We start from the raw sequence: 22981 nt of genomic DNA, 5'->3' as shown, positions 1-22981 counted from the left end.
CTCCATCTATCAGTCGTCGAGGGCTTGCACGCGAACCTTCGCGGTGCCACTGCGCAGCATGCCCAACTGTTCGGCCGCTTCACGGGACACGTCGATCAGGCGCCCGCGAGAATACGGCCCGCGGTCGTTGATGCGTACCACGCAGGATCTGTCGTTATTCAGGTTGGTAATCTTCACCCGGGTGCCGAATGGCAACTGGCGATGGGCGGCGGTCAGGCCATGCTGGTTGAAGCGCTCACCGCTGGCGGTGCGTTTGCCATGGTGCTTGGCGCCGTAATACGAAGCCGTGCCGGTCTTGTCGTAGCCGTGTGGATCGATGGTGTCGGTACTGGCACAACCGGCCAGTAGAGAGAGCAGGGCGCAAGCGCTGAGCAGACGTTTCATTTGGACGGCTCCCAAAATAAGTGTGGCGAGGGAGCTTGCTCTCGCTCGACCAAGAAACGGTCGCAAAATCGGCTGATGCATTCTCGCTGAAAGAGTGCGGTTGCCGATTTGGGCCTGCTTCGCAGACCAGCGGGAGCAAGCTTCCTCGCCACAAGGAATGGAGCCAATATTGAGAGCTGGCTCCATTCTCATCAGCCTTCGAGCTTGCTTTTAAGCAGTTCGTTGACCTGTTGCGGGTTGGCCTTGCCTTTGGAGGCTTTCATGGCCTGGCCGACGAAGAAGCCGAACATCTTGCCGCGTTTGGCTTCGTCTGCCGCGCGGTACTGTTCGACCTGTTCAGCGTTGGCCGCGAGCATTTCGTCCAGTACTGCCGAGATCGCGCCGGTGTCGGTCACTTGCTTGAGGCCGCGCTTGTCGATGATTTCGTCCGCGCTGCCTTCGCCGTTGGCCATGGCTTCAAACACCACTTTGGCGATCTTGCCGGAGATAGTGTTGTCCTTGATGCGCAACAGCATGCCGCCCAGTTGCTCGGCCGAAACCGGCGACTGCTCGATATCCAGGCCTTGCTTGTTCAACAGACTGCCCAGTTCAACCATGACCCAGTTGGCCGCCAGTTTGGCGTCGCCACTGATGCTCACGACTTTCTCGAAGTAATCGGCTTGTTCGCGGCTGGTGGCCAGGACGCTGGCGTCATACACCGACAAACCGAACTGCTGCTGGAAACGCTCGCGTTTCTGCGGCGGCAGTTCCGGCAGGGTGGCGCGCACCTCGTTGAGGAACGAGTCCTCGATGACCACCGGCAGCAGGTCCGGATCGGGGAAGTAACGGTAGTCGTTAGCTTCCTCTTTGCTGCGCATCGGACGGGTTTCGTCTTTGTTCGGATCGTACAGGCGAGTCTGCTGGATCACCTTGCCGCCGTCCTCGATCAGCTCGATCTGGCGTTGTACTTCGCTGTTGATCGCCTTCTCGATGAAGCGGAACGAGTTGACGTTCTTGATCTCGCAGCGTGTACCGAACTCGGCCTGGCCTTTCGGACGGATCGACACGTTGCAGTCGCAACGCAGCGAGCCTTCGGCCATGTTGCCGTCGCAGATGCCCAGGTAGCGTACCAGCGCGTGGATCGCCTTGACGTAAGCCACGGCTTCCTTGGCGCTGCGCATGTCTGGCTCGGAAACGATTTCCAGCAGCGGCGTGCCGGCACGGTTCAGGTCGATGCCGGTGGCGCCGCTGAATTCTTCGTGCAGGCTTTTACCGGCGTCTTCTTCCAGGTGTGCGCGAGTGATGCCGACGCGTTTGACCGTGCCGTCTTCGAGGGCGATGTCCAGGTGGCCCTTGCCGACGATCGGCAATTCCATCTGGCTGATCTGGTAGCCCTTGGGCAGGTCCGGGTAGAAGTAGTTTTTGCGGGCGAACACGTTGTGCTGACCGATCTCGGCATCGATGGCCAGGCCGAACATCACCGCCATGCGCACCGCTTCCTGGTTCAGCACCGGCAATACGCCGGGCATGCCGAGGTCAACCAGACTGGCCTGGGTGTTCGGCTCGGAACCGAACGTGGTGGAACTACCGGAAAAGATTTTCGACCGGGTGGTGAGCTGGGTATGAATCTCCAGCCCGATCACGACTTCCCATTGCATGTGTTTCTCCTCAGAAGCCGGTTGGGGTGCGGGTGTGCCAGTCAGTGTTTTGCTGATACTGATGGGCAACGTTCAACAGGCGACCTTCCTGGAAATACGGGGCGAGCAGTTGCACGCCGACCGGCAGGCCATCGACAAAACCTGCAGGCATGGACAGGCCCGGCAGACCGGCGAGGTTGGCGGTGATGGTGTAGACATCTTCCAGGTACTCAGAGACCGGGTCGTTGTTCTTGGCGCCGAGCTTCCAGGCCGGGTTCGGCGTGGTGGGGCCGAGGATGATATCGACCTCATTGAAGGCGGCCATGAAGTCGTTCTTGATCAAGCGACGGATCTTCTGGGCCTTCAGGTAGTAGGCGTCGTAGTAACCGGCCGACAGCGCATAGGCGCCGACCATGATCCGGCGCTGCACTTCCGGGCCGAAACCTTCGCCACGGGAACGCTTGTACAGGTCTTCCAGATTTTTCGGGTCTTCGCAGCGATAGCCGAAACGCACACCGTCGAAACGCGACAGGTTGGAGGATGCTTCTGCCGGAGCGATCACGTAGTACGCAGGAATCGCGTGCTGCATGTTCGGCAGGCTGATTTCCTTGACCACGGCGCCGAGCTTTTTCAGCTCTTCAACGCTGGCCATGACCAGGTCGGCGATGCGTGGGTCCAGGCCGGCGCTGAAGTATTCCTTCGGCACGCCGATGCGCAGGCCTTGCAGCGAACCGTTGAGGCCGGCGCTGTAATCAGGCACGGGCTCGTCGATGCTGGTGGAGTCCTGCGGGTCGAAACCGGCCATGCCTTGCAGCAGGATCGCGCAGTCTTCGGCGGTACGGGCCAGCGGGCCGCCCTGATCGAGGCTGGACGCGTAGGCGATCATGCCCCAGCGCGAAACACGACCGTACGTCGGTTTCAGGCCGGTGAGGTTGGTAAAGGCTGCCGGTTGTCGGATCGAACCGCCAGTGTCGGTGGCTGTCGCTGCTGGCAACAGACGAGCGGCTACCGCAGCCGCCGAACCACCGGACGAACCACCTGGAACACATTCCAGGTTCCACGGGTTTTTCACCGGGCCGTAGTAGCTCGACTCGTTGGCCGACCCCATGGCGAATTCGTCCATGTTGGTCTTGCCCAGGGTCACGGTCCCGGCAGCGGCCAGTTTGGCGACCACGGTGGCGTCATACGGTGCCTTGAAGTTGTCGAGCATCTTCGAGCCGCAGCTGGTGCGGATGCCCTGGGTGCAGAACAGGTCTTTGTGGGCGATCGGCGCGCCGAGCAGGGCGCCGCTCTCACCGTTGGCGCGACGAGCGTCAGCGGCTTTCGCCTGCTGCAGCGCCAGGTCTTCGGTGAGGCTGATGAAACTGTTGAGCTGCGGGTCGAGCTGGGCGATGCGCGCCAGCAGGACTTTGGTCAGCTCTTCGGAGGAAAACTTTTTGTCGGCGAGTCCGCGGGCGATCTCGGCCAGAGTCAATTGATGCATTGCAGGCTCTTTCCCTTTAGTCGATGACTTTCGGAACCAGGTACAGGCCGTTTTCGACCGCTGGTGCGATGGACTGATAGGCCTCGCGATGATTGGTCTCGGTCACTACGTCTGCACGCAGGCGCTGGCTGGCTTCCAGTGGATGGGCCAGCGGCTCGATACCGTCGGTATTGACCGCTTGCATTTCGTCGACCAGCCCGAGAATGCTGTTCAGGGCCGAAGTGATGTGTGGAAGATCGGCATCATTGAGGCCAAGGCAGGCCAGATGAGCGATTTTTTCCACGTCGGAGCGTTCAAGCGCCATGGGATTCTCCAGTGGAAAACAAAACGGACCGCGTCCGTGTGTTAGATTGTCGGAACACTACCGCATATCTACGGTCTCAAGGCCGCGATTGTGGTGCTTGGTGCACAGAAAAGCAGCCAATTTAACATATTGGCGCCTTGCCCAAAATCCCTGTCGTTGTTAGAGTTTGCCGCACTTTTTTACCCACGCGTTGCCTAGGGTCCCTTTCCCATGTTCAAGAAACTGCGTGGCATGTTTTCCAGCGATCTTTCCATTGACCTGGGCACTGCCAACACCCTTATTTACGTGCGCGAGCGCGGTATCGTCCTGAATGAGCCATCGGTTGTGGCTATTCGGACACACGGTAACCAGAAAAGTGTCGTTGCTGTCGGCACCGAGGCCAAGCGCATGCTCGGTCGTACGCCGGGCAATATTGCAGCCATTCGTCCGATGAAGGACGGCGTGATCGCCGACTTCAGCGTTTGCGAAAAAATGCTGCAGTACTTTATCAACAAGGTTCACGAAAACAGCTTTTTGCAGCCTAGCCCTCGTGTGCTGATCTGCGTTCCATGCAAATCCACCCAGGTTGAGCGTCGTGCCATCCGTGAGTCGGCCCTCGGTGCCGGCGCCCGTGAAGTGTTCCTGATCGAAGAGCCAATGGCTGCTGCGATCGGTGCCGGCCTGCCGGTTGAAGAAGCTCGCGGTTCGATGGTTGTCGATATCGGTGGCGGTACCACTGAAATCGCGCTGATCTCCCTTAACGGTGTGGTCTATGCCGAATCCGTACGGGTTGGCGGCGACCGCTTCGACGAAGCGATCATCACCTACGTGCGTCGCAACTACGGCAGCCTGATCGGCGAATCCACTGCCGAGCGCATCAAACAGGAAATCGGTACGGCCTACCCGGGCGGCGAAGTTCGTGAAGTCGACGTTCGTGGCCGTAACCTGGCCGAAGGCGTTCCACGCGCATTCACCCTGAACTCCAACGAAGTGCTGGAAGCTCTGCAAGAGTCGCTGGCCACCATCGTTCAGGCAGTGAAAAGTGCGCTGGAGCAATCGCCTCCGGAGCTGGCTTCCGATATCGCCGAGCGTGGTCTGGTACTGACCGGTGGTGGCGCTTTGCTGCGCGACCTCGACAAGTTGCTGGCCCAGGAAACCGGTCTGCCGGTGATCGTCGCCGAAGACCCGCTGACCTGCGTTGCTCGCGGCGGTGGCCGTGCATTGGAAATGATGGATAAACACACCATGGACCTGCTGTCGAGCGAGTGATCTCGCCCGATGCATCTATGCTGGTGAGCCCGCAGGCAGCACTTTGCAGTGCTGCCTGTTGGCGTTTATCTTCTGTCAGTCTGCATCCAGGCCGGTTTGATGCCGTATGAATAAAGAGAACATTTGCCTGGGAGGAGCGGCTTATTAAACCGCTTTTCACCAAAGGCCCCTCACTGGGCGTGCGCTTGTTGGTGCTGGTCGTGCTATCGGTCGCGCTGATGGTGGTCGATGCCCGCTTCACACTGCTCAAGCCAGTGCGTAGCCAAATGTCGCTGGTGCTGATGCAGTCTTACTGGATCACCGACCTGCCACAGCGGCTATGGCAAGGTGTGGCCAGCCAATTCGGCAGCCGGACCGAGCTGGTCGCCGAAAACGAAAAACTCAAAACCGAAAACCTGCTGTTGCAGGGTCGCATGCAAAAGCTTGCCGCCCTCACCGAGCAGAACGTTCGGCTGCGCGAGTTGCTCAACTCTTCCGCGCTGGTCAACGAGAAGGTCGAAGTAGCCGAGTTGATCGGCATGGACCCCAACCCCTTTACCCATCGCATCATCATCAATAAAGGTGAGCGCGACGGTGTGATCCTCGGTCAGCCGGTGCTCGATGCCCGTGGCCTGATGGGGCAGGTGGTCGAGTTGATGCCGTACACCTCTCGCGTACTGTTGCTGACCGACACCACCCACAGCATTCCGGTGCAGGTGAACCGTAACGGTCTGCGGGCGATTGCCAGCGGCACCGGCAACCCGGAACGCCTTGAGCTGCGTCATGTGGCCGATACCGCCGACATTAAAGAAGGCGATCTGCTGGTCAGCTCCGGCCTCGGTCAGCGTTTCCCGGCGGGTTACCCGGTGGCGACAGTCAAGGAAGTAATCCACGATTCCGGTCAACCGTTCGCCATCGTGCGTGCGGTGCCGACTGCCGCGCTGAACCGCAGTCGTTATTTGCTGTTGGTGTTCAGTGATGGTCGCACAGCCGAGGAGCGCGCCAACGAAGCCGCCCAGGCTCAAGAGGCTCTGGACCGGCAGGGTGGCGGCCCGATCATTCCTGCAACTGTGCCGAAACCGGCCGCGTCGGTGGTACCGGCTGCCGCTGCAACTCCGGCTGCCGCACCTGCCGCACCTGCCGCCGCGACCCCAGTCAAACCTGCCGCGTCCCATCCTGCTGCCGCCAAGCCACCCGCGACGGCGACAGCCGCTAAACCCAAACCCGCAGCCGTGAAGCCTGCTGCCAAACCGCCTGTCGCTGCGCCGGCCACCACTGGGGGAACAGAATAATGGGCGGTGCAACTTCCTCCCGAAACGGCTGGATGGTCTGGCTGACGTTCGCCATCGGCATGTTGCTCAGCGTTTCACCGCTGCCGCAATTCATGGAAATCCTGCGTCCTTTGTGGCTGGCCTTGCTGTTGGCCTTCTGGGCGTTGGCCCTGCCGCATAAAGTCGGCATGGTCACCGCCTGGTGCCTGGGGTTGGCCGAAGACGTGCTGTATGGCACGTTGCTGGGCCAGAACGCGTTGATCCTCACGCTCATTACGTTCCTGGTGCTGTCGCTGCAACAGCGCCTGCGCATGTTCCCGATGTGGCAACAGAGCCTGGTGATCCTGGTGATCTTCGGCCTCGCCCAACTGGTTCAGTTGTGGCTGAGCGCCCTGACCGGTAATCGTCAGCCGACCCTGGCGCTGGTGTTGCCGGCACTGGTCAGTGCGTTGCTCTGGCCTTGGATCAGCTTCGGTTTGCGCGGTTTGCGTCGACGCTACAAAATCAATTAATTCGGTCAGGCATGTGCTCGCACCCGGTGCCCTGTCTCGCCAAAAAGGAACAGTATTCGTGAGACAGGGCACTAGACAGGGAGATGTCTTGATGAAACAGCTGTACCTCGCCTCAGGCTCGCCGCGTCGGCGTGAACTGCTCACGCAGATCGGCGTGCCGTTCACCGCCATCAGCGCGGACATCGACGAAACCCCTTTCCCTGAAGAGTCCCCATCGGCCTATGTCGAGCGTCTGGCGCGCGGCAAGGCTGAGGTCGGGCGCGGGGCGATCGTGTCCGACGCGGATTTCTGCGTGCTGGGCGCCGACACTGCCGTGGTGCTGGACGGGAAAATTCTCGGCAAACCGGTGGATGAAGCCGAAGCGTGCGCCATGCTTATGCTGTTGTCCGGGTGTGAGCATGAAGTGCTGACGGCGATTGCGGTGCACGATGGTGAACGTTGCGAGTCTCTGGTGGTGCGCAGTCTGGTGCGTTTTCGCACCATCGGCCGCGATGAAGCAGCGGCCTATTGGGCCAGCGGCGAACCCCGGGACAAGGCGGGCGGCTACGGGATTCAAGGGCTGGGGGCGGTGTTCGTCGCCGGGCTCAATGGCAGCTACTCGGCGGTGGTCGGTTTGCCGCTGTGCGAAACCGCAGAACTACTCGGCCATTTCGGCATACCCTGTTGGCAAACCCTTAACGCGCACTGAGCGTCGTACTGACAAGATGCGGCCATTATCGTGAACATGCCTGAACGAGACCCTGCCATGAGTGAAGAGATCCTGATCAACATCACGCCGATGGAATCACGCGTGGCGGTGGTCGAAAACGGTGTTCTGCAAGAGGTCCATGTCGAACGCACGCAAAAGCGCGGGATCGTCGGCAACATCTACAAAGGCAAGGTCGTGCGGGTATTGCCGGGCATGCAGGCCGCCTTCGTCGATATCGGGCTGGACCGCGCCGCATTCATTCACGCCTCGGAAATTTCCCTGCGCGAAGGCCCTGCGGTGGAGAGCATCAGCTCGCTGGTTCACGAAGGCCAAAGCCTGGTGGTGCAAGTCACCAAGGACCCGATCGGCTCCAAAGGCGCACGCCTGACCACGCAACTGTCGATCCCGTCGCGCTATCTGGTGTACATGCCGCGCACTGCCCACGTCGGTATTTCCCTGAAGATCGAAGACGAAGCCGAGCGCGAACGCCTCAAGCAAGTGGTCACCGACTGCGTGGAGAAAGAGGGTATCAAGGAAGCCGGGGGGTTCATTCTGCGTACCGCTGCCGAAGGGGCCGGAGCCGATGAAATCCTCATGGATATCCGCTACCTGCGCAGGCTTTGGGACCAGATCAACGCCCAGATCAAAACCATCAGCGCGCCGAGTGTGATCTACGAAGACCTCGGCCTGGCGTTGCGCACCTTGCGCGACCTGGTGAGCCCGAAGATCGAAAAGATCCGCATCGACTCCCGGGAAACCTTCCAGAAAACCACACAGTTCGTCGCCGAACTGATGCCGGAAATCGCTGACCGTCTGGAGCATTATCCGGGCGAACGGCCGATTTTCGACCTGTATGGCGTAGAAGACGAAATCCAGAAAGCCCTGGAGCGCAAAGTGCCGCTCAAGTCCGGCGGCTATCTGGTGGTCGACCCGGCGGAAGCCATGAGCACCATCGACGTCAACACCGGAGCCTTCGTCGGTCATCGCAATCTCGAAGAAACCATCTTCAAGACCAACCTCGAAGCCGCCACCGCCATTGCCCGTCAACTGCGTCTGCGCAACCTGGGCGGGATCATCATCATCGACTTCATCGACATGGAAGATGAAGAGCATCAGCGTCAGGTACTGCGCACCCTCGAGAAGCAACTGGAGCGCGATCACGCCAAGACCAACATCATCGGTATCACCGAGTTGGGCCTGGTGCAGATGACCCGCAAGCGCACTCGCGAAAGTCTCGAACAAGTGCTGTGCGAGCCGTGCAGCAGCTGCCAGGGTCGCGGCAAGCTCAAGACCCCGGAAACCGTCTGCTACGAGATCTTCCGCGAAATTCTGCGTGAGGCCCGTGCCTATCAGGCCGAAGGCTATCGCGTGCTGGCGAACCAGAAAGTGGTCGACCGCTTGCTCGATGAAGAGTCAGGCAACGTCGCCGAGCTCGAAGGGTTTATCGGGCGCACCATTCGGTTTCAGGTAGAAACCATGTATTCCCAGGAACAATACGACGTGGTGCTGCTCTGAAGCGTTGTATTTCAAATCCACTAGAACGGCTGGCCTCAGCTTTTTGCAGTATTTTTGCCATGGGAGCCAACTGACATGGACCGTCTGACACGCATATTGGCAGCACTGACCCGCTGGGGTCTGGGCCTGTGCGCGTTGGTTTTGGTGTTGATGGCGCTCTTTGTCAGTCTCGGCCGGGAGCTGACACCGCTGGTGGCCGAATACCGTGCCGATGTCGAAACCAAAGCCAGCGCCGCCTTGGGCATGCCGCTGCACATCGGCGAACTGGAGGGCAACTGGAGCGGCTTCGCCCCGGTTCTGCTGGCTCATGACGTGATGGTTGGCGAAGGCTCCAATGCCTTGCGCCTGGACCAGGTGCGCGCGGTGCCGGATATCTGGGCCAGCCTGCTGGCGCGCGAAATACGCGTCGCGCATCTGGAGCTCAACGGCCTGAAGATCAGCCTCAAGGAAGGCGAGGACGGTCATTGGGCGCTGGAAGGATTGCCGGTGCGGCAGGATCAGCCGCTGGACCCGGAGCAGTTGTTCAATCGTATGCAGATGGTCCAGCAATTGTCGGTGCTCGACAGCCAGGTGACCTTGCAGCCACTGGATCAGCCGCCACTGACTCTGACCTACGTTGGCCTCAATCTGAGAACCGGTGTCTCGCGTCAGCGCATCGACGCCCGTTTGACCCTGCCCGACGGCCAGCCGGTTGCGATGAGCCTTCGCACCCGTATCCGCGCCAGCCAGTGGCAGGACGGCGAGGTTGAGGCTTACTTGAGCCTGCCGCAAAGCGATTGGTCGAAATGGTTGCCCGAGCGCCTGACCCAACAATGGAATTTCTCCGAGATAAAGGCCGGTGGCGAGCTTTGGGTGAACTGGAGCGAGGGCGCCCTGCAAAGCGCCGCGATCCGTTTGAACGCACCGCAACTCAAGGGCGCCTACGCCGAGCGCAAGCCGATCCAGATCAACAATCTGGCGCTTAACGGCTATTTCCAGCGCAGCTCCACAGGCGTCCAGGTCACCCTGGATTCTCTGGCGATGAGCCTGGGTGAAACCCGCTGGGAATCGAAACTGCAATTTCAACAAACGGCGGCGACCGACACAACGCCGGAGCTCTTGCATCTGCAAGCCGACCGCATCGACCTCACGCCGCTCACCCCGTTGCTGAACGCGTTGGGGCCGCTTCCGGAAGGTGTCGCTACGGCCGTCGAGCGGCTCAAGGTCACCGGGGTATTGCGCAACGTGCTGATCAACTTGCGCCCCGCGGCTACCGATGACAGCAAATTCAGCTTTGCCGCCAATCTGGAGCGGGTCGGCTTCGACGCCTATCACGGCGCACCGGCGGCGCGAAACGTCAGTGGCAGCATCAGCGGCGATCTCGGGCAGGGCGAGTTGCGCATGGACAGCAAGGATTTCTCCCTGCACCTCGACCCGATTTTCGCCAAGCCATGGCAGTACATTCAGGCCAATGCGCGGTTGACCTGGAAGCTCGATAAAGAAGGTTTCACCCTGATCGCGCCGTACCTGAAGGTGCTGGGCGAAGAGGGCAAGATTGCCGGCGACTTCCTGATTCGCCTGCATTTCGATCACACCCAGGAAGACTACATGGACCTGCGGGTCGGCCTGGTCGAGGGCGACGGTCGCTACACCGCCAAGTACCTGCCGGCCGTGTTGAGCCCGGCGCTGGACGAATGGCTGCGTACGGCGATTCTCAAAGGCGCGGTGGATGAAGGTTTCTTCCAGTACCAGGGATCGCTGAACCATGGCGCCCCGGAAACGGCTCGCAGCATCAGCCTGTTTTTCAAGGTTCACGATGCCGAGCTCGCGTTTCAACCGGGTTGGCCGCATGTCAGCAAGGTCAGCGGCGATGTGTTCATCGAAGACAGCGGCGTGCGGATTCTCGCGGACAAGGGCCAATTGCTCGACACCCAGGTCAACGACGTCTACGTCAATATTCCCCATGTGCCTGCCGGACAGAGTCCCCACCTGTTCCTCGATGGCGGGTTCGCTGGCGGGTTGGGCGATGGCCTGAAGATTCTGCAGGAAGCACCCATCGGCACCGCCGACACGTTCGCCGGCTGGGAGGGCGAGGGCGATCTGCAAGGCAAGCTCAACCTGGATATCCCGCTGGTCAAAGGTGAGCAACCGAAAATCCTCGTCGACTTCAAGACCGACAAGGCTCGCTTGAAACTTCGCGAGCCCATCCTGGAACTGACACAACTCAAGGGCGACTTCCGCTTCGACAGCGCCAAGGGTTTGAGTGGGCAGAAGATCACCGCGCGAGCGTTCGACAAACCCGTGACCGCGCAGATTTTTGCCGATGGCAGTGCGGGCAAGCTCAACACTCGGGTCACCGCGGCGGGTCAAGTCGAAGTCAAGAAACTCACCGAGTGGCTGAACGTCACTCAGCCGCTGCCGGTGTCTGGTGTAGTCCCTTATCAGCTGCAACTGAACCTTGATGGCGCCGACAGCCAATTGATCGTCAGCTCCAATCTCAAAGGCGTGGCGGTGGATTTGCCGGCGCCGTTCGGCATGGCGGCGGATGTCGGCCGCGACACCGTGTTCCGCATGACCCTGCAAGGACCGGAGCGGCGTTACTGGGTCAACTACGGTGAGCTGGCGAACTTCACGTTTGCGGCTCCGACCGGCAATTTCGTCGACGGTCGCGGTGAATTGTTTCTCGGCGGTGGTGATGCTGTGCTGCCCGGCAACAAAGGCCTGCGCTTGCGCGGTGTACTGTCCGAGCTGGATGTGTCTCCCTGGCAGGATCTTGTCAGCAAGTATGCTGGCCAGGATCCAGGCGGCAGCGCCAAGCAATTGCTCAGCGGCGCGGATTTCAAGGTTGGCAAGCTCAGCGGTTTCGGCACCACCCTTGATCAGGCGTCGGTGCAGTTGACGCGCAAGCCGGCCGCCTGGGCGCTGCAACTCGACAGTCAGCAGGCCAAGGGCACCGTCGGTATTCCCGATGCCAAAGCCACACCGATTGCGATCAATCTGCAATACGTACGTTTGCCGGCCCCAGACCCGACGGTGCTGGCCGACGAGAATTCGCCGGATCCGCTGGCCACTGTGGACCCGACGAAAATCCCGGCGCTGGATATCACCATCAATCAACTGTTCCAGGGGCAGGACTTGGTGGGCGCCTGGCTATTGAAAGTTCGCCCGACCGGCAAGGGCATTGCCCTCAACTCCCTGGATATGGGCCTCAAGGGCATCTTCCTGCAGGGCAACGGCGGTTGGGAAGGCACACCTGGCAATTCCAGCAGTTGGTACAAGGGCCGGGTCAGTGGCAAGAACCTCGCCGACGTGCTCAAGGGCTGGGGCTTTGCGCCGAGCGTCACCAGCGAAGAGTTTCACATGGATGTCGACGGTCGCTGGCCTGGCTCACCGGCGTGGCTGGCCACCAAGCGCTTCTCCGGCAGCCTTGATGCGTCGCTCAATAAAGGTCAGTTTGTTGAAGTCGAGGGCAGCGCCCAGGCTCTACGGGTATTTGGCCTGCTCAACTTCAACTCCATTGGCCGCCGCTTGCGCCTGGACTTTTCCGACCTGTTCGGCAAAGGCTTGAGCTATGACCGGGTCAAAGGTTTGCTGGTCGCGAGTAACGGGGTCTACGTGACCCGTGAGCCGATCCGGCTGACCGGCCCGTCGAGCAATCTGGAGCTCAACGGCACTCTGGACCTGGTGGCTGATCAGGTCGATGCCAAGTTGCTGGTGACTTTGCCGGTGACCAACAATCTGCCAATTGCCGCGCTGATCGTCGGTGCTCCGGCCGTCGGCGGGGCACTGTTCCTGATCGATAAACTGATCGGTGACCGCGTGGCGCGCTTTGCCAGCGTCAGATACACGGTCAAGGGGCCGTGGAAAGAGCCGAAAATCACCTTCGACAAGCCTTTTTGAAAAGCCACTTTCCAAGCCTATGGAGTAGCATGGCCGTAAGTCCCCTGTAGGAGCTGCCGCAGGCGGCTCCTACAGGTATGTGTTGATTCCAGATAAGGAAATGGCCATGTCTGTAGCAGTTATTCAAATGGTCAGCCAGAGCGACGTGCTGGCCAATCTGGCCCAGGCCCGTCGTCTGCTTGAGCAAGCGGCGTCCGGTGGCGCGCGGCTTGCCGTGCTGCCGGAAAACTTCGCTGCAATGGGCCGTCGCGACATTGCCGACATTGGCCGCGCCGAAGCGCTGGGCGAAGGCCCGATCCTGCCGTGGTTGAAACAGACCGCCCGCGACCTCAAGTTATGGATAGTGGCTGGCACGTTGCCGTTGCCGCCGGCGGATCAACCGACAGCCAAAGCGCATGCATGCTCGTTGCTGGTCGATGATCAGGGCGAGACCGTGGCGCGGTACGACAAGCTGCACCTGTTCGACGTGGACGTGGCGGACAATCGCGGGCGTTATCGCGAATCCGATGACTATGCTTATGGCAGTGGCGTGGTGGTTGCCGATACGCCGGTCGGTCGAGTCGGCCTGACGGTGTGTTACGACTTGCGCTTCCCGGAGCTGTACAGCGAATTGCGTGCCGCCGGCGCGGAATTGATTACCGCCCCGTCGGCCTTTACCGCGGTGACCGGCGCGGCCCATTGGGACGTGCTGATTCGCGCGCGGGCCATCGAGACTCAATGTTACGTGCTCGCGGCCGCCCAGGGTGGCACTCATCCGGGACCGAGAGAAACCTTTGGTCATGCCGCGATAATCGATCCATGGGGGCGTGTGCTGGCACAACAGGATCAGGGCGAGGCCGTGCTGCTGGCCGAACGCGACAGCAGCGAACAGGCGTCCATCAGGGCGCGGATGCCGGTGTCCACTCACCGGCGCTTTTTCTCGCAGGGCGCCCAGCGACCTGCATCAGAACGACGAATTTAAGGCGTAAAGCATATGAGCGAGTTGTTGTCCTCTGTCAGTGAACACCTCCTGGCGCCCGGCGGCGTAACGATCGAGAGCCTGCAAGGTGTGCTCGGCGATCTCGCCGGCCCGGGCATCGATGCCGCCGACCTGTATTTCCAAGGGCAGATTTCCGAGTCTTGGGCGCTGGAAGACGGGATCGTCAAGGAAGGCAGCTTCAACCTCGACCAGGGTGTCGGCGTGCGTGCGCAATCGGGAGAAAAAACCGGTTTCGCCTACAGCAATGCGATCACCCTCGAAGCGCTGGGCGCGGCGGCCCGTGCGGCCCGTTCGATCTCCCGGGCCGGGCAGAATGGCACCGTGCAGGCGTTCACCACCCAGGATGTCGCTCAGTTGTACGGGCCGGACAACCCGCTGGAAGTAATGACCCGCGCCGAGAAAGTCGAGCTGCTCAAGCGCATCGATGTGGCGACCCGCGCCCTCGACCCGCGTATCCAGCAAGTCACCGTGAGCATGGCCGGGGTCTGGGAGCGAATTCTGATCGCCTCCACCGACGGCGGCCTGGCGGCGGATGTGCGGCCGCTGGTGCGTTTCAACGTCAGTGTGATCGTCGAGCAGAACGGTCGCCGTGAGCGCGGCGGACATGGCGGTGGCGGTCGTACCGATTACCGCTATTTCCTCAGCGAAGACCGCGCCATGGGCTATGCCCGCGAAGCGTTGCGTCAGGCGCTGGTGAACCTGGAAGCCATCCCGGCGCCGGCCGGTACGTTGCCGGTGGTGTTGGGGTCGGGTTGGTCCGGTGTGTTGCTGCACGAAGCCGTCGGTCATGGTCTGGAAGGCGATTTCAACCGCAAGGGCAGTTCGGCCTACAGCGGGCGCATGGGCGAGATGGTTGCATCGAAGCTTTGCACCATCGTCGATGACGGCACCCTCGCCGGGCGCCGTGGTTCGCTGAGCGTCGACGACGAAGGCACGCCGACCGAGTGCACCACGCTGATCGAAAACGGCGTGCTCAAAGGTTATATGCAGGACAAGCTCAACGCGCGCCTGATGGGCGTGGCCCGCACCGGTAACGGTCGTCGTGAATCCTACGCGCACCTGCCGATGCCGCGCATGACCAACACTTACATGCTCGGTGGCGAAAGCGACCCGGCAGAAATCATCGCCTCGGTGAAAAAAGGCATCTACTGCGCCAACCTGGGCGGCGGTCAGGTGGACATCACCAGTGGCAAGTTTGTGTTCTCCACCAGCGAGGCGTACCTGATCGAAGACGGCAAGATTACCGCTCCGGTCAAAGGCGCGACGTTGATCGGCAACGGGCCGGAAGCCATGAGCCGGGTGTCGATGGTCGGTAACGATCTGGCGCTGGACAGCGGTGTGGGAACGTGTGGCAAGGATGGGCAGTCGGTGCCGGTGGGTGTCGGCCAGCCAACGCTGAAAATCGATGCGATCACCGTGGGTGGCACAGGATCGTAAGGGGCTCTTGAAAAAGTGAAGCTTCGGGTGAGTTGCGAGGCAACTCACCCGATTCGGGACTTAACGCAAACCGCGTTGAGTCTCGTCCAGCTCACGGATGTACTTGAAGATTTTACGGCTCGAAGCCGGTGGCTTGTTGGTCGCCAGTTCGTGCTGGGCCTGACGGATCAGGGAGCGCAATTGTTGACGATCGGCCTCCGGGTAATCGACGACGAACTTCTCCAGGACGGCGTCGTCGCCTGCGATCAAGCGATCGCGCCAGCGTTCCAGGCCGTGGAAACGTTCGTTGTACTGCCGGGTGGAGGCATCGAGTTGATCGAGCAGAGTGAGAATGGCGCCAGTGTCCTGATCGCGCATCAGCTTGCCGATGAACTGAAGGTGCCGTTTACGCGCGATGTTCGCGGTGTGCTTGGGCGCATCGGCCAGAGCCCGGCGCAAAGCGTCGGTCAACGGCAGTTTTGCCAGCAGGTCAGGCTTGAGTGTTGTAAGGCGCTCGCCGAGGTCAACCAGAGCATGCAGCTCGCGTTTGACCTGGGATTTGCTTTTTTCTCCCGTATCGAGGGAGTCGTCGTAAGAATCAACCATGGTGGCCGTCCGCAAAGAAACGCCGCCATGATAACCAGTCGGGGGCCGCTTGTCCGGCCCGGTCGCTCGATGACCGTTACCGAAAGCAGAATTTGAGTGGAGAACAGCATGAGTGCAGTTGAAAGCGTCGGCCCACAAGCGTTGCCGGCACTGCAAGAGCAAGTCGAGCAGATCATTGCTGAAGCCAAGCGCCAGGGCGCCAGTGCCTGTGAAGTGGCTGTGTCGCTGGAGCAGGGCCTGTCGACCACGGTGCGTCAGCGGGAAGTCGAAACCGTTGAGTTCAACCGAGACCAGGGCTTTGGCATCACCTTGTATGTAGGGCAGCGCAAAGGCTCGGCCAGCACCTCGGCCAGCGGTTCGGAAGCGATTCGCGAAACCGTCGCTGCTGCACTGGCGATTGCCAAGCACACGTCTGAAGACGAAGCCGCAGGCTTGGCGGATGCCGCGCTGATGGCCAAGGAGCTGCAGGATTTCGACCTGTTCCATCAATGGAGTATCACGCCGGAGCGAGCCATCGAGCAGGCCCTTGCTTGTGAAGCGGCGGCGTTTGCCGCCGACAGTCGGATCAAGAACGCCGACGGCACCACCCTCAGCACTCATCAGGGTTGCCGTGTGTACGGCAACAGCCACGGTTTTATCGGCGGTTACGCCTCGACCCGTCACAGCCTCAGCTGCGTGATGATCGCCGAGGCCGATGGCCAGATGCAGCGTGATTACTGGTACGACGTGAACCGGCAGGGCAATTTGTTGGCCAGCCCGGAGAGCATCGGCCAGCGTGCCGCGCAACGGGCGGCGAGCCGCTTGGGCGCACGCCCGGTACCGACCTGCGAAGTGCCGGTGCTGTTTTCTGCGGAACTGGCCGGCGGTTTGTTCGGCAGTTTCCTCTCGGCGATTTCCGGCGGCAGTCTATATCGCAAGTCTTCGTTCCTCGAAGGCACGCTGGGGCAGAAACTGTTCCCGGAATGGCTGACCATCGATGAGCGTCCGCACTTGATGCGCGCTTTGGGCAGCTCTGCCTTCGACGGCGATGGCCTGGCGACCTACGCCAAGCCGTTCGTGGAAAACGGCGAGCTGGTGTCCTACGTGCTGGGCACCTATTCCGGCCGCAAGCTGGGTATGCCGAGCACCGCGAATGCCGGCGGCGTGCACAACCTGTTCGTCACCCATGGCGACGAAGATCAGGCGGCCCTGTTGCGCCGCATGGGTCGTGGCCTACTGGTCACTGAATTGATGGGGCAGGGCCTGAACATGGTCACTGGCGATTACTCCCGTGGCGCAGCGGGTTTCTGGGTCGAGAACGGCGAAATCCAGTTCGCGGTCCAGGAAGTGACTATTGCCGGCAACATGCGCGACATGTTCAAGCAGATCATTGCGGTCGGTAATGACCTGGAATTGCGCAGCAACATTCGCACAGGTTCGGTGTTGATCGAGCGGATGACGGTGGCGGGTAGTTAAGCTGCGGTTGCTGCACAAAAAAATGCGCCACCCGATCGGGTGGCGCTTTTTTTTGGATCAAAATATCGCAGCTTCGTCAGCGCCTACGCATCTGTGGGCGCAATCGAAAGCCGTAATTCATTGATCTTTATTCGCCTTCGTCGAAGAAGTTGTTGATCAGCGCCACCAGTGCATCCATAGCTTCCTGCTCTTGTTCACCTTCGGTTTTCAGGTGGATTTTGGTGCCCTTGCCGGCCGCGAGCATCATCATGGCCATGATGCTTTTGCCATCGACCATCGTTTCCGGTGTACGGCCAGCCCTGATCTGGCAAGGGAACTGCCCGGCGACGCCAACGAATTTTGCAGACGCGCGGGCATGCAGGCCCAGCTTGTTGATGATTTCGATTTCCAGAGCAGGCATCGCGATGTGAATCCTTTAGCTGAGGTCGCGGTGGCGAACCTGGACGTTCTTCAGGGATTGTTGCAGGACCTGGCCCAGACGTTCGGTCAGGTAGACAGAGCGGTGATGCCCGCCGGTGCAGCCAATGGCAATAGTGACATAGGCGCGGTTGCTGGCGGCAAAGCGGGGCAGCCACTTGAGCAGGTAGGAGGAAATGTCCTGGAACATCTCTTCGACATCCGGCTGCGCCGCCAGGTAGTCGGCCACCGGTTGATCGAGCCCGGACTGTGCCCGCAGCTCCGGTTTCCAGTAAGGGTTAGGCAGGCAGCGCACGTCGAACACCAGATCGGCGTCCACCGGCATGCCACGCTTGAACCCGAAAGACTCCACCAGAAACGCAGTGCCGGGCTCCGGCTGATTCAGCAGGCGCAGCTTGATGGTGTCGCGCAGCTGATACAGGTTCAGATTGGTGGTGTTGACCTTGAGGTCGGCCAGATCGGCGATCGGCCCCAGCAGATTGGTTTCGTCCTCTATCGCTTCCGCCAGCGAGCGATTGGCGCTGCTCAGCGGGTGACGACGGCGGGTTTCCGAAAAACGTTTGAGCAGGGTCTCTTCATCGGCGTCCAGATACAGCACATCGCACTGGATATGCCGGCTGCGGACTTCTTCCAGCAATTCGGGAAACCGTGACAGGTGGCTCGGCAAGTTGCGTGCATCGATGGACACGGCCACCAGCGGTTGTGCCAGTTCGGTATGAATCAGCGCACGTTCGGCCAGTTCCGGCAGCAGGCCGGCAGGCAGGTTGTCGATGCAGTAGTAACCGTTGTCCTCGAGAACATCGAGGGCAGTGCTTTTACCTGAGCCGGAGCGGCCGCTGACGATGATCAGGCGCATGATTAGTGACCGTTTTGCTCGTCCAGGACAACCTGATACAAGGCTTCGTTGCTCGGGGCGCTGCGCAGTTTTTCACGCACTTCCTTGCGATCAAGCATGCTGGCGATCTGGCGCAGCAGCTCCAGGTGCGCATCGGTGGCGGCTTCCGGGACCAGGAGTACAAACAGCAGGTCAACCGGGGCACCGTCGATGGCGTCGAAATCGATGGGTGCATCCAGGTGCATCAAGGCACTGATGGGCGATCCGCAGCCCTTGAGACGGCAGTGGGGGATGGCGATACCGTTGCCAAATCCGGTGGAACCGAGTTTTTCACGGGCGACCAGACTCTCGAAGACATCCTGCATGGCCAGATCCGGCACTTCGCGATGGATGAGGTTGGCAATTTGCTCGAGGGCTTTCTTTTTACTGCCGCCCGGCACGTTCACCAGGGAACGGCCGGGGGTCAGGATGCTTTCAAGTCGGATCATGGGTTGGGAGTGTTAACGACCGGTCGCGCCCTGGAGGAGGCTCTGGGTCTTTTCCTTATGCTTTTTGAGTTGTTTATCCAGCTTGTCGGTCAGTGCGTCGATCGCTGCGTACATATCGGTATGTTCCGCGTTAGCGACCACCTCATTGCCGGGAATATGCAGCGTGGCTTCGATTTTCTGCTTGAGCTTCTCGACCGTCATCGTGACCTGCACGTTGGTGATCTTGTCGAAATGCCTCTCTAATCGTTCGAGTTTTTCGCCGATGTAGGTGCGAAGAGGTTCGGTCACTTCCAGTTGGTGTCCACTGATGTTGACTTGCATACAGCTTCTCCTTCGTTGCCAGTGCATAAAGCGGTAGATCCGATGATCTACCACTGGAACGCTGTGGCGTGGCTCTACATCAACCGCTTTCGTTCGCTCGAAGGCGCGATTCCTAGGGATTCGCGGTACTTGGCGACGGTGCGGCGAGCCACCTGAATGCCTTGTGCCTCCAGTAAACCAGCGATCTTGCTGTCACTCAACGGCTTTTTCTGATTTTCCGCGGCAACCAGTTTTTTGATGATCGCGCGGATCGCCGTGGACGAGCATTCACCGCCTTCGGAGGTGCTGACGTGGCTGGAAAAAAAGTATTTCAGTTCATAGATGCCCCGTGGGGTATGCATGAATTTTTGCGTGGTCACCCGTGAAATCGTCGATTCGTGCATGCCCACCGCTTCGGCGATGTCATGCAGCACCAACGGTTTCATGGCCTCGTCGCCGTACTCCAGGAAGCCGCGTTGATGCTCGACGATCTGGGTGGCCACTTTCATCAGCGTTTCGTTGCGGCTTTGCAGGCTCTTGATGAACCAGCGAGCCTCCTGCAGCTGATTTCGCATGAAGGTGTTGTCAGCGCTGGTATCGGCGCGGCGTACGAAGCCGGCATATTGGGCGTTGACCCGCAGGCGTGGCACCGACTCCTGGTTCAGCTCCACCAGCCAGCGCTCGTTGTCCTTGCGCACGATCACGTCAGGAACGACGTATTCGGCTTCGGTGGACTCGATTTGCGAACCTGGGCGCGGGTTGAGGCTCTGGACCAGTTCGATCACCTGGCGCAGTTCATCTTCCTTGAGCTTCATGCGGCGCATCAGCTGGCTGTAGTCGCGGCTGCCGAGCAGGTCGATGTAATCGGTGACCAGGCGCTTGGCCTCGGTCAGCCAAGGGGTCTTGGCGGGCAGTTGACGCAGTTGCAGCAGCAGGCATTCACCGAGGTTGCGCGCGCCGATACCGGCGGGCTCGAATTGCTGGATGCGGTGCAGGACGGCTTCGATTTCGTCCAGTTCGATGTCCAGTTCCGGATCGAAGGCCTCGAGGATTTCCTCGAGGGTTTCGTCCAGATAGCCCTGATTGTTGATGCAGTCGATCAGGGTCACGGCGATCAGGCGATCGGTGTCGGACATCGGTGCCAGGTTCAGTTGCCAGAGCAAATGGCTTTGCAGGCTTTCACCAGCCGAAGTACGGGTGGTGAAATCCCACTCGTCGTCATCGTTGCTCGGCAGGCTGCTGGCGCTGGTCTGGTAGACGTCTTCCCAGGCGGTATCGACAGGCAATTCGTTGGGAATGCGCTCGTTCCAGTCGCCTTCCTCAAGGTTATCCACCGTCGGGGCGGTTTCCTGGTAGGAGGGTTCCTGAATGTCGGCGTTGGGTTGCTGTTCGGCTTTGTCGGCCAAGGGGTCGGCGTTATCGAAGTCGTCGCCTTCTTCCTGGCGTTCGAGCATCGGATTGGACTCCAGGGCCTCCTGGATTTCCTGTTGCAGGTCCAGGGTCGACAATTGGAGCAGGCGGATGGCCTGTTGCAGCTGCGGTGTCATCGTCAGCTGCTGGCCCATTCTCAAGACTAGCGATGGTTTCATGGCAGGGGCTTAACACCTTATTCGCCGGCGCACATGCGCCATCCACTACAGGGCGCCGAAGCGCCAAACATAAGCAAATTATATGCCTGAAACTGAAGTGTTTGCCTAGAGCGCTGTAACAATAAAAAACTATTGATTTTTTATTGAGATGAGCGCCGAGGCGACTGGCCAGGCACCTCAGCGCTTACAGGCGGAACTCATGGCCCAGATACACTTCCTTGACCAGTTCGTTGGCCAGGATGGTGGCGGAGTCGCCTTCAGCGATCAGCTGGCCATCGTTGACGATGTAGGCGGTTTCGCAGATGTCCAGGGTTTCACGGACGTTATGGTCAGTGATCAGCACGCCAATGCCTTTGGCTTTGAGGTGATGGATGATCTGCTTGATGTCGCCCACCGAGATTGGGTCCACGCCGGCGAAGGGTTCGTCGAGGAGGATGAATTTCGGGTTGGTGGCCAGTGCCCGGGCGATTTCCACCCGACGGCGTTCACCACCGGACAGGCTCATGCCAAGGCTGTCACGAATGTGGTGGATGTGAAATTCCTGCAGTAGGCTTTCCAGCTCTTTGCGGCGACCGGCCTTGTCGAGCTCCTTACGGGTTTCGAGGATGGCCATGATGTTGTCGGTCACCGACAGCTTGCGGAAGATCGACGCTTCTTGCGGAAGATAGCCGATACCGGCCTTCGCGCGACCATGCATCGGCTGGTGGCTGACGTCCAGGTCATCGATCAGTACGCGCCCCTGATCGGCCTGTACCAGGCCCACGATCATGTAGAAACAGGTGGTTTTGCCGGCGCCGTTGGGGCCAAGCAGGCCGACGATCTGGCCGCTGTCGATGGACAGGCTGACGTCGCGCACGACCTGGCGGCTCTTGTAGCTCTTGGCCAGGTGCTGAGCTTTCAGAGTTGCCATTACTGGGTTTTCTCGTCGGTTTTCTTCTTCGGCTGGATCACCATGTCGATACGCGGACGTGCCTCGGTGACCTTGCTGCCCGTGGCGCGACCGGCGCTGGCCAATTTTTTCACCGTGTCATAGACGATTTTTTCGCCCTGGGTGACGTTGTTGTCCTTGTCGACAACTTTGGCCTTGTCGATCAGTACGACGCGGTTTTGCGCGGCGTGATATTGGATGGTCACGCCCCAACCCTGAACAGGCTTGGTGTCGCCAGCTGTTTGCAATTGCTCGAAGTACGCCAGGTTGCCCACCGAGGTCACCACGTCGATGTCGCCAGTCGGGGTGCGAGTGATGGTCACGGTGTTGCCGGTGACCTTCATCGAGCCCTGAGTGATGATCACATCACCTTTATAGGTGGCAACACCGTTCTTGTCGTCCAGTTGGGCGTCGTCGGCCTGAATGCGGATAGGCTGCGCTTGATCGGTCGGCAGAGCCCAGGCGCTCACGCTTCCCAGTGCTGCGCTCAGACTGAGCAAAATAGGGAGGGTTTTAACGAGCCTCATACTGTCCTCTTACGTTCGATAGCAGGTGTATCCTGCTTTCTTTCAAGTACGCTTTCATTCCGTTGCCTGTCGATACACCGCCGGCGCCGTCGATTCTAACGGGTTGATCGGTCTGCGCATATTGCTGCTGCGGGAACACTGTCATACGGGTGGTGGTAATCAGGGTTTTACGGTTTTTTTCGTCGAAACGCGTGATACGTACCGAGTCGATCAGCTCGACCTGGGTACCGTCCGGGTTGACTTCGCCGCGTTCGCTCTGGACGTGCCAGGGAAATTCGGTGCCGCGAAACATGTTCAGGTCAGGGTTGGACAGCAACGTCACTTCCGTCGCTTTCAGGTGTTCGACCTTGTCGGACGTCATTTCATACTGCAATTTGCCGTCCGGCAGGTACTGCACGCTGTGGGCGTTGGTGGCGTAATAGTCGATCATGGCTTCATCGACATGCGCCACTGGCTTGTCGAGGAAGCGTTCCGGGCTGATGTTCCAGTAGCCGACCGCAGCGAATAGCGCCGCGATGCAACCGAATATCAGGATGTTGCGAATCTTTTTGCTCAGCATGAT

General features: G+C 60.1%; 22 protein-coding genes. 9 read left to right on the top strand and 13 right to left on the bottom strand.

Going from position 1 to position 22981, the window contains the following annotated elements:
* Positions 1–9: 9 nt before the first annotated feature.
* From JUI81_RS28140 to gatC, 4 genes are all read right to left on the bottom strand, one after another.
* A complete protein-coding gene (locus JUI81_RS28140; protein WP_007941217.1) occupies positions 10–384 on the bottom strand; it encodes a septal ring lytic transglycosylase RlpA family protein in 375 nt (124 codons plus the stop codon).
* Positions 385–575: 191 nt separating this feature from the next.
* Entirely contained in the window at positions 576–2021 is a 1446-nt protein-coding gene (gatB, locus tag JUI81_RS28135; RefSeq protein ID WP_019581176.1) for an Asp-tRNA(Asn)/Glu-tRNA(Gln) amidotransferase subunit GatB, read from the bottom strand.
* 10 nt (positions 2022–2031) lie between these two features.
* Positions 2032–3483 carry an Asp-tRNA(Asn)/Glu-tRNA(Gln) amidotransferase subunit GatA gene (gene gatA / locus JUI81_RS28130; RefSeq protein WP_028940288.1) on the bottom strand — a complete coding sequence of 484 codons (1452 nt, stop codon included), beginning with the start codon at positions 3481–3483 and terminating at the stop codon, positions 2032–2034.
* Positions 3484–3499: 16 nt separating this feature from the next.
* Positions 3500–3787, bottom strand: a complete 288-nt coding sequence (gene gatC / locus JUI81_RS28125; RefSeq protein WP_007901429.1) for an Asp-tRNA(Asn)/Glu-tRNA(Gln) amidotransferase subunit GatC — start codon at positions 3785–3787, stop codon at positions 3500–3502.
* A gap of 210 nt (positions 3788–3997) precedes the next feature.
* Between gatC and mreB the strand changes: the two genes are divergently transcribed.
* The 8 genes from mreB (at position 3998) to tldD (ending at position 15295) form a co-directional block, all read left to right on the top strand.
* On the top strand, positions 3998–5035 hold the full coding sequence (mreB, locus tag JUI81_RS28120) for a rod shape-determining protein MreB (RefSeq protein ID WP_002555108.1): 1038 nt from the start codon (positions 3998–4000) through the stop codon (positions 5033–5035).
* Positions 5036–5178: 143 nt separating this feature from the next.
* Entirely contained in the window at positions 5179–6306 is a 1128-nt protein-coding gene (mreC, locus tag JUI81_RS28115) for a rod shape-determining protein MreC (protein WP_081626525.1), read from the top strand.
* Entirely contained in the window at positions 6306–6797 is a 492-nt protein-coding gene (mreD, locus tag JUI81_RS28110; protein WP_018927216.1) for a rod shape-determining protein MreD, read from the top strand. The genes mreC and mreD overlap by 1 nt, the downstream gene beginning before the upstream one ends.
* A 91-nt stretch (positions 6798–6888) precedes the next feature.
* The gene (locus JUI81_RS28105; protein WP_019581173.1) at positions 6889–7485 is read left to right on the top strand and encodes a nucleoside triphosphate pyrophosphatase; all 597 of its coding nucleotides are present in this window, start codon (positions 6889–6891) and stop codon (positions 7483–7485) included.
* A gap of 57 nt (positions 7486–7542) precedes the next feature.
* Entirely contained in the window at positions 7543–9000 is a 1458-nt protein-coding gene (gene rng, locus JUI81_RS28100; RefSeq protein ID WP_007941226.1) for a ribonuclease G, read from the top strand.
* A 75-nt stretch (positions 9001–9075) separates the two neighbouring features.
* Positions 9076–12879 (top strand): YhdP family protein, encoded by a 3804-nt coding sequence (locus JUI81_RS28095; RefSeq protein ID WP_204125460.1) that lies wholly within the window; start codon positions 9076–9078, stop codon positions 12877–12879.
* A 106-nt stretch (positions 12880–12985) separates the two neighbouring features.
* On the top strand, positions 12986–13840 hold the full coding sequence (locus tag JUI81_RS28090; RefSeq protein WP_026345655.1) for a carbon-nitrogen hydrolase family protein: 855 nt from the start codon (positions 12986–12988) through the stop codon (positions 13838–13840).
* Positions 13841–13852: 12 nt separating this feature from the next.
* Positions 13853–15295 (top strand): metalloprotease TldD, encoded by a 1443-nt coding sequence (tldD, locus tag JUI81_RS28085; protein WP_018927212.1) that lies wholly within the window; start codon positions 13853–13855, stop codon positions 15293–15295.
* A 60-nt stretch (positions 15296–15355) separates the two neighbouring features.
* On the opposite strand, the gene yjgA is transcribed toward tldD, so the two are convergent.
* Complete coding sequence (yjgA, locus tag JUI81_RS28080; protein WP_007941230.1) at positions 15356–15880, bottom strand: ribosome biogenesis factor YjgA; 525 nt, start codon at positions 15878–15880, stop codon at positions 15356–15358.
* A gap of 108 nt (positions 15881–15988) precedes the next feature.
* On the opposite strand from yjgA, the gene pmbA reads away from it, so the two are divergent.
* Positions 15989–17335, top strand: coding sequence for a metalloprotease PmbA (gene pmbA / locus JUI81_RS28075; protein ID WP_019581170.1), 1347 nt, complete (start codon positions 15989–15991; stop codon positions 17333–17335).
* Between the two features lie 127 nt (positions 17336–17462).
* Here the strand turns inward: pmbA and JUI81_RS28070 are convergent, their stop codons facing one another.
* The 8 genes from JUI81_RS28070 to lptC all read right to left on the bottom strand — a co-directional run bounded on the left by JUI81_RS28070 (position 17463) and on the right by lptC (position 22978).
* Positions 17463–17735, bottom strand: a complete 273-nt coding sequence (locus JUI81_RS28070) for an HPr family phosphocarrier protein (RefSeq protein ID WP_018927210.1) — start codon at positions 17733–17735, stop codon at positions 17463–17465.
* A 15-nt stretch (positions 17736–17750) separates the two neighbouring features.
* Positions 17751–18608: an RNase adapter RapZ gene (rapZ, locus tag JUI81_RS28065; RefSeq protein ID WP_018927209.1), complete on the bottom strand. Its 858-nt coding sequence runs from the start codon at positions 18606–18608 to the stop codon at positions 17751–17753.
* Positions 18609–18610: 2 nt separating this feature from the next.
* Entirely contained in the window at positions 18611–19075 is a 465-nt protein-coding gene (ptsN, locus tag JUI81_RS28060; RefSeq protein ID WP_018927208.1) for a PTS IIA-like nitrogen regulatory protein PtsN, read from the bottom strand.
* Positions 19076–19087: 12 nt separating this feature from the next.
* Positions 19088–19396, bottom strand: a complete 309-nt coding sequence (gene hpf, locus JUI81_RS28055) for a ribosome hibernation-promoting factor, HPF/YfiA family (RefSeq protein WP_007941242.1) — start codon at positions 19394–19396, stop codon at positions 19088–19090.
* Positions 19397–19470: 74 nt separating this feature from the next.
* A complete protein-coding gene (locus JUI81_RS28050) occupies positions 19471–20964 on the bottom strand; it encodes an RNA polymerase factor sigma-54 (RefSeq protein WP_026331852.1) in 1494 nt (497 codons plus the stop codon).
* Between the two features lie 184 nt (positions 20965–21148).
* Positions 21149–21874, bottom strand: coding sequence for an LPS export ABC transporter ATP-binding protein (gene lptB / locus JUI81_RS28045; RefSeq protein ID WP_018927206.1), 726 nt, complete (start codon positions 21872–21874; stop codon positions 21149–21151).
* On the bottom strand, positions 21874–22419 hold the full coding sequence (lptA, locus tag JUI81_RS28040) for a lipopolysaccharide transport periplasmic protein LptA (RefSeq protein WP_019581168.1): 546 nt from the start codon (positions 22417–22419) through the stop codon (positions 21874–21876). The genes lptB and lptA overlap by 1 nt, the downstream gene beginning before the upstream one ends.
* Positions 22406–22978, bottom strand: a complete 573-nt coding sequence (gene lptC, locus JUI81_RS28035; RefSeq protein WP_019581167.1) for an LPS export ABC transporter periplasmic protein LptC — start codon at positions 22976–22978, stop codon at positions 22406–22408. Before lptC ends, lptA begins: the two co-directional genes overlap by 14 nt.
* Between the last annotated feature and the right edge of the window lie 3 nt (positions 22979–22981).

The sequence above is a fragment of the Pseudomonas sp. 008 genome (assembly GCF_016861935.1).
In the GTDB taxonomy this organism is placed as follows: domain Bacteria; phylum Pseudomonadota; class Gammaproteobacteria; order Pseudomonadales; family Pseudomonadaceae; genus Aquipseudomonas.
The sequence above is the reverse complement of the archived record's forward strand: the minus strand, read 5'-3'. Positions and strand labels throughout refer to the sequence as shown.

Coding starts and splice junctions, on each gene's coding strand:
- JUI81_RS28140 (WP_007941217.1), bottom strand. CDS start 384: ATGAAACGTCTGCTCAGCGCTTGCGCCCTGCTCTCTCTACTGGCCGGT.
- gatB (WP_019581176.1), bottom strand. CDS start 2,021: ATGCAATGGGAAGTCGTGATCGGGCTGGAGATTCATACCCAGCTCACC.
- gatA (WP_028940288.1), bottom strand. CDS start 3,483: ATGCATCAATTGACTCTGGCCGAGATCGCCCGCGGACTCGCCGACAAA.
- gatC (WP_007901429.1), bottom strand. CDS start 3,787: ATGGCGCTTGAACGCTCCGACGTGGAAAAAATCGCTCATCTGGCCTGC.
- mreB (WP_002555108.1), top strand. CDS start 3,998: ATGTTCAAGAAACTGCGTGGCATGTTTTCCAGCGATCTTTCCATTGAC.
- mreD (WP_018927216.1), top strand. CDS start 6,306: ATGGGCGGTGCAACTTCCTCCCGAAACGGCTGGATGGTCTGGCTGACG.
- JUI81_RS28105 (WP_019581173.1), top strand. CDS start 6,889: ATGAAACAGCTGTACCTCGCCTCAGGCTCGCCGCGTCGGCGTGAACTG.
- rng (WP_007941226.1), top strand. CDS start 7,543: ATGAGTGAAGAGATCCTGATCAACATCACGCCGATGGAATCACGCGTG.
- JUI81_RS28095 (WP_204125460.1), top strand. CDS start 9,076: ATGGACCGTCTGACACGCATATTGGCAGCACTGACCCGCTGGGGTCTG.
- JUI81_RS28090 (WP_026345655.1), top strand. CDS start 12,986: ATGTCTGTAGCAGTTATTCAAATGGTCAGCCAGAGCGACGTGCTGGCC.
- tldD (WP_018927212.1), top strand. CDS start 13,853: ATGAGCGAGTTGTTGTCCTCTGTCAGTGAACACCTCCTGGCGCCCGGC.
- yjgA (WP_007941230.1), bottom strand. CDS start 15,880: ATGGTTGATTCTTACGACGACTCCCTCGATACGGGAGAAAAAAGCAAA.
- pmbA (WP_019581170.1), top strand. CDS start 15,989: ATGAGTGCAGTTGAAAGCGTCGGCCCACAAGCGTTGCCGGCACTGCAA.
- JUI81_RS28070 (WP_018927210.1), bottom strand. CDS start 17,735: ATGCCTGCTCTGGAAATCGAAATCATCAACAAGCTGGGCCTGCATGCC.
- rapZ (WP_018927209.1), bottom strand. CDS start 18,608: ATGCGCCTGATCATCGTCAGCGGCCGCTCCGGCTCAGGTAAAAGCACT.
- ptsN (WP_018927208.1), bottom strand. CDS start 19,075: ATGATCCGACTTGAAAGCATCCTGACCCCCGGCCGTTCCCTGGTGAAC.
- hpf (WP_007941242.1), bottom strand. CDS start 19,396: ATGCAAGTCAACATCAGTGGACACCAACTGGAAGTGACCGAACCTCTT.
- JUI81_RS28050 (WP_026331852.1), bottom strand. CDS start 20,964: ATGAAACCATCGCTAGTCTTGAGAATGGGCCAGCAGCTGACGATGACA.
- lptB (WP_018927206.1), bottom strand. CDS start 21,874: ATGGCAACTCTGAAAGCTCAGCACCTGGCCAAGAGCTACAAGAGCCGC.
- lptA (WP_019581168.1), bottom strand. CDS start 22,419: ATGAGGCTCGTTAAAACCCTCCCTATTTTGCTCAGTCTGAGCGCAGCA.
- lptC (WP_019581167.1), bottom strand. CDS start 22,978: ATGCTGAGCAAAAAGATTCGCAACATCCTGATATTCGGTTGCATCGCG.